This is a genomic window from Methanosarcinales archaeon (assembly GCA_014859725.1).
In the GTDB taxonomy this organism is placed as follows: Archaea; Halobacteriota; Methanosarcinia; order Methanosarcinales; family Methanocomedenaceae; genus Kmv04.
Genome location: JACUTQ010000151.1, coordinates 1 through 5348, shown reverse-complemented (window position 1 = coordinate 5348; position 5348 = coordinate 1). Strand labels below are relative to the sequence as shown.

Below are 5348 nucleotides of genomic sequence, written 5' to 3'. Positions count from 1 at the left end.
TTGAAGAACTGGAGCAATTACTCAGGCGAGAATTGTGCATGGGCTAAACAAATACGATTCAAATGCCTTTTTTATTCGGTATTCCTTCAAGCCGCTGCCTATAAGTTTGCGCACCATTGCACCATTATCTACCAATTCCTGCCCGGCCACCTCTTCAATATCATGTATATATTGATCGGGAAGCCGTACTGATAAGGTCTTCATGGTTATCCTCCATATTACCACACATTGACATGAAAGGGATATTTGCTGGTGATGTCGATTGCATCGGCTGACAGGATCGCCATGATGTTGCAGGGATCCAGAGTGAAGAAGGGGTAATTATTAATACAAACCCTCGATTGTTTTTCTGGCATCCTAATACCTTCAACTTATTTGATAAAAGTATTTTTTCTCTGATATCCTGGCTCCCATCATTCATATCTTAACTCCCCAACAGTCAAAAACCTGATTTAACTGGCATCTTCAAGAGTCTTTTCGGTTCATTAACATATACAAAAAAATTTTTAACCGTCAGCAATACAATATTCCCTTTAATCTCCATCACTTTGCCTTCATACATTCTGTTATCAGATGACCACAGGACTTTAACCCGGTCCCCGACATGTATTTTATTATTGTTCTTATCATCCATACTAACCAATTCCAAAAATGTTCTTTAAACCTGATAATATATCTACATAATAAAATAAGGTGGATTGATACTTATACTTTTCTATTAATAGTTAAATCTAAAAACAAATGCTCTGATATTTTAAGTCACCTATTATTAACCTGCCAAAAACCAAGGATCAGAACCCGCACCTGCCACCATGATAGACACATCGATACTTCTTCGGGTAATATCTATCTCATTAAAGATCAGGCCGCTATTGATAACACTAAACAAAATATTCAGTCGCTACAAAGAAATTACCATACAGCACGATCTGCATTTTGTATGCAATATTTAAGTGATGGTTTCAAGAGCATGGATCAGTCCAACGAGAAAGAATTTGTGGAAATCCCCCGATTTCCCAGTATTTCCCTGAAAGGAGCCAGCAGATGTTTACTGTTTCTTGTGCATTTGTCCCGGGTCCCACGATGATTCACGAAGAGTCATCCCTTATGTATGTTCGATTTCCGTATGATTTGAAATTTCGGAATTTGTAGTGCACAGGTCATTGATATCCAATCCATGGACATCATTATTCCCGGTCAACCGTGAGAAATCCTTTAATTCCTCTGTGGACACATGCAAGAAATTCTCAAGTTTCCTGGCAGAGACGTCCACTTTCAATCTGGCTCGTAATTCCGGATCCTGCGTAGTCACCCCGACCGGGCATTTACCAGTATCGCACAACCGGTACTGCTGGCAGGCACAGGCCATCAGTGCGGCAGTTCCAATAGCAACTGCATCTGCACCAAGTGCCAATGCTTTCGCAAAATCCGAGGATACCCGATGCCCTCCTGTGATGATGAGAGAGATATCGTTAATACCTTTACTATCCAGGAATTTCCTGGCCCTGTATAGGGCAAATACTGTAGGGACCGATGTTGCTTGTTTGACATACCTGGAAGTAGCTGCAGTAGCACCTGGCCTGCCATCAATTGTGATGAAATCAGGTTTTGCAAAGACTGCAATTTCCAGGTCTGCTTCAATATGACCGGCAGCGATCTTGATACCTATGGGCTTGCCCCCAGATTTTTCCCTTAGCCAGTCCACTTTCTTTTTAAGGTCATCTTTGTTTTTAATATCATCGAAATGGGAAGGACTCACAATATCAGTCCCTTCAGGAAATCCCCTGATCTCTGCAATTTCCTTTGTTACCTTTTCGGCAGGTAAATGTCCACCCATGCCCGGTTTAACTGATTGGCCGATCTTTATCTCAATAGCATCAACTTTTTTGAGATTCTCGTCATTGACGCTGTACTGGTTGGGTACGTATTCGAAGATATATTTGTAAGCATTATCAAAGGACTCCTGTAATATCCCACCCTCACCTGAACACATGGCAGTCTTAACAGCAGCGCTTCCCTTTGCTAAAGCTATTTTAACCTCTTTTGATAATGCACCAAAGGACATGTGGGTAATATAGATAGGAGTCTCGATCACCAGGGGATATTTTGCTTTTGGACCGATGATTGTTTTCGTATTGATAGGTTCATCGTGATTCAAAGGGATCTTTGCCAGTTGTGCTCCTTTTATAAGAATATCATCGTATGAGATCACGTCCCTGGTGGTTCTCATGGGTTCGATAATGGATTCTCCAGTGACAGATATCTTGTGAATATCTGCCATGTGGGTCTCCAGTTCATCAGATTCCCGTTTCCATTCTCCCAGGTATCCCCCCAGTTCCAGCTTAACAGAGGATACAGTGACCTTGCTCTTGGTACCACAATGGGGACAGGTGACAATCTCCTGCACTTCTTCTTGTTTTATTTCCTGTTTTATGGGTATTTGATGGGTTTTATCTGATTTGCAGATGGGACATTTCCAGTCATCAGGAAAATCCTCAGGTTTTGTACCAGGTTTCATTCTGGTGACAGAGTCGCCCCTGGTATCATCGTACTCAAAAACGTTACAGACATTGCATCGGAATTTAGCCATATTAATCTCCCCTAATCCGCCCTTTTTGTGGAGGGTGCTATTTTTTCAGTGTCCACCATTATTTCAATTAAGCTTGGTTTGTCTGAAACAAGGGCTTTTTTAAGTATATTATCCAGTTCACCGGGGTCTTCAACAGTATATCCTTTTCCACCGCATGAAGTGGCAAACCCGGCAAAATCGGGATTCGGGAAACTGACTCCGAATTCCGGATAATGTTCCATATTCTGTTCCTTTTTAATATTCTTCAGTTTGCCGTCGTTGAATACAATTACTGTGATGGCCAGATCTTCTCTCACTGCAGTCGTAAAATCAGCCATTAACATTCCGAATCCCCCATCACCTGTTACACAAACAACTTGTTTATCAGGATAATCAAGTTTTGCCGACAATGCGGCAGGCAGTCCGAACCCCATGCTGGCAATGTTTGCAGACATAAAAGTTCTTTGTCCCTGGCATAAAAACTTCTTGAAAAACCAGTAGGTATGATCTCCCACATCCACACAGATGATGGCATCATTACTGATGTTTCGTTTAAGTGCCTGGATAACAAAACCCGGATTTATAGGTATTGAAAGATCGTTAGCATCCATTTCCAGCTCTTCAAGATGTTCTTGCTTGATCCTTGCCAGATATTCTTCAAACTCGGCATCATCTTCCTTTTCCTGTATGAGTGGGACGAGTTTTTTAAGCGTCAACGTGGCATCGCCGACCAGACCGACCTCAACATTTGCAGTCTTTCCAACCCGGGTAGAATTCATATCTATCTGGATGATCTTTATTCCAGGTGGTAGCAGGTTAGCCTGTCTGAATCCAGTCCCAATAAGAATGAGCAGTTCACACTGCTGTATCGCATATGCTGCATGTTTGGACCCTATGGAACCCAGTACCCCCAGGCTGTACTTGTGGGTCTCATCTATAACACCTTTTGATCTTGATGTGGTGGCAATGGGAGATTTCATTTTCCCGGCAAGTTCAACTAACAGTTTTCCTGCATGTCTTGAACCCCAGCCTGCCAGAATTGAGACTTTTTTCGTTTCATTGATCAACTTTGCAGCTTTTTCAATTTCTGTATCCTCAGGCGCTACTTCGTTATTGAATAGTCGCTTATCCCGGGTATATATGGATTCATCCAGCTTTTCTGCCAGAATATCTGTGGGTGTGCTCAATACTGATACGCCCGGGTTCTTGTAGGCATACTTGGCAGCCATTAACACCAATTTAAGTGCCTGGTTGGATCTGGCAATGGTCTCAGTATAAGATGCAAAAGAACTGAATAATTCCAGTTGTTCGATCTCCTGAAATGCCTCACTCCCCAGATAGACCTCAGGCACCTGACCTGCCAGTACCAGAACCGGACTTTTATCAAAAGCAGCATCTACCAGGCCAGTCATCAGATTAGTACACCCAGGGCCTGCAATCGAGATACATACACCCAGTTTATCTGTCATTTTCCCATGAGCACATGCCATGAACGCTGCGGTTTCTTCGTGTCGTGTGAGAATGAATTTGATCTTGTTACTTTTCCTTATAGCTTCTATAATGGGCAGATTTGAACTTCCGGGTATTCCGTAAATATATTCCACTCCAAGTGAGGCCAGTTGTTCAATGATCTTCTCAGCCACATTGCTCTGTATGGTTTCATCAGCTTTTGCAGCACTTTGTGGAACAAAAGCAGATTTTGGAGCACCACATACAGGACAATTAAAGGTTTCAGGCTCTTCACTGAATTTCTTGTTTTGTGCTTCCTCGTCATAAACCCAGTTACATACAGTACATCTGAATTTTCCCATAGTACCCTCTGAAATAAAAAAATGTGGATATGCTTTTAGATCCACATATTACTATATTATTTACATTCCAGATTGCTCTTTTTCAGAACCTTTGGTGCAGAAATACATGTGTGTTAATCCCATCTTCTCAGTAACTGGACATCCACCGCAGATGCAGCCCTTTTCATCGGTTATACAGCTGCTTTTCCCAATTGTGGGAAAACAAAAGCCGCCTTTTTCACCGCATTCTACCCAGGATGGGCAGCTTGGACAAATACACATGGACAATACCATTGTTTTCTTTTGTTCCATTTCGTCGGGACTCATTTGAACCTCTCTCCTACTGTTTAACCCCTCTTATCCCCTCTTATATTTACTATATACAATTTTTTACTATATAATATCTCACCATAAGTGAGATCTTACAAAAATAATTATAAAACCTCGAATTGTTTTAATCAAATTCGATAACTTCCTTACCAAGGAAATAACCCAATATCGTCCTGATGCCAACAATTGCACCCAGCAAAATAATTTCCTCCTGAGAAGGGGCTATAATTGTCTGTAAAATATCTCCGGCAATTAAAAAATCCAGACCAAAAACGATCTTATGTGTGAAATCTCTGCGAATGTCATGATATCCAAGGATTGGTAATCTTCTTATCTCAAGGTTCAATGTTTTAATTGTAGCTAAGATCCCACCGTAAAGTATCATTGCTGCGCCAATATAGGCGAAAATCAACGATGAAATATCAATAAATTCTATGAACATAATTTTTAATCATTTATTAAAGTTCAAGGTGCTTTTCCAGTTTCGCAAAAGTACATTCCCTTCAGCCCGTTTGAAATATATACAGGACATGCGGGACACTTGCAGCCATTCTTCTCTATAGTCTGATCTGAATTGCCCCTTGCACAGAACAGGTAAGGTTGAGGTGGAAATGGCAAACTGGGGCAGGTTCCGCAATAATCCATACAGATATTCAGGT

The 5348-nt window shown here is 41.4% G+C and carries 7 protein-coding genes; all 7 read right to left on the bottom strand.

Annotation, left to right across the window (positions count from 1 at the left end; all coding sequences use genetic code 11):
• Positions 1 to 21: 21 nt before the first annotated feature.
• Positions 22 to 204 carry a hypothetical protein gene (locus tag IBX40_10725; GenBank protein ID MBE0524791.1) on the bottom strand — a complete coding sequence of 61 codons (183 nt, stop codon included), beginning with the start codon at positions 202 to 204 and terminating at the stop codon, positions 22 to 24.
• 235 nt (positions 205 to 439) lie between these two features.
• Positions 440 to 634, bottom strand: a complete 195-nt coding sequence (locus tag IBX40_10720) for a hypothetical protein (GenBank protein ID MBE0524790.1) — start codon at positions 632 to 634, stop codon at positions 440 to 442.
• 471 nt (positions 635 to 1105) lie between these two features.
• The gene (locus tag IBX40_10715; protein ID MBE0524789.1) at positions 1106 to 2590 is read right to left on the bottom strand and encodes a rubredoxin; all 1485 of its coding nucleotides are present in this window, start codon (positions 2588 to 2590) and stop codon (positions 1106 to 1108) included.
• A gap of 11 nt (positions 2591 to 2601) precedes the next feature.
• Positions 2602 to 4380 (bottom strand): rubredoxin, encoded by a 1779-nt coding sequence (locus tag IBX40_10710; protein MBE0524788.1) that lies wholly within the window; start codon positions 4378 to 4380, stop codon positions 2602 to 2604.
• Positions 4381 to 4440: 60 nt separating this feature from the next.
• Entirely contained in the window at positions 4441 to 4641 is a 201-nt protein-coding gene (locus IBX40_10705) for a DUF2769 domain-containing protein (GenBank protein MBE0524787.1), read from the bottom strand.
• 172 nt (positions 4642 to 4813) lie between these two features.
• A complete protein-coding gene (locus tag IBX40_10700; protein MBE0524786.1) occupies positions 4814 to 5131 on the bottom strand; it encodes a DUF1622 domain-containing protein in 318 nt (105 codons plus the stop codon).
• Positions 5132 to 5154: 23 nt separating this feature from the next.
• The gene (locus IBX40_10695; protein MBE0524785.1) at positions 5155 to 5346 is read right to left on the bottom strand and encodes a DUF2769 domain-containing protein; all 192 of its coding nucleotides are present in this window, start codon (positions 5344 to 5346) and stop codon (positions 5155 to 5157) included.
• Between the last annotated feature and the right edge of the window lie 2 nt (positions 5347 to 5348).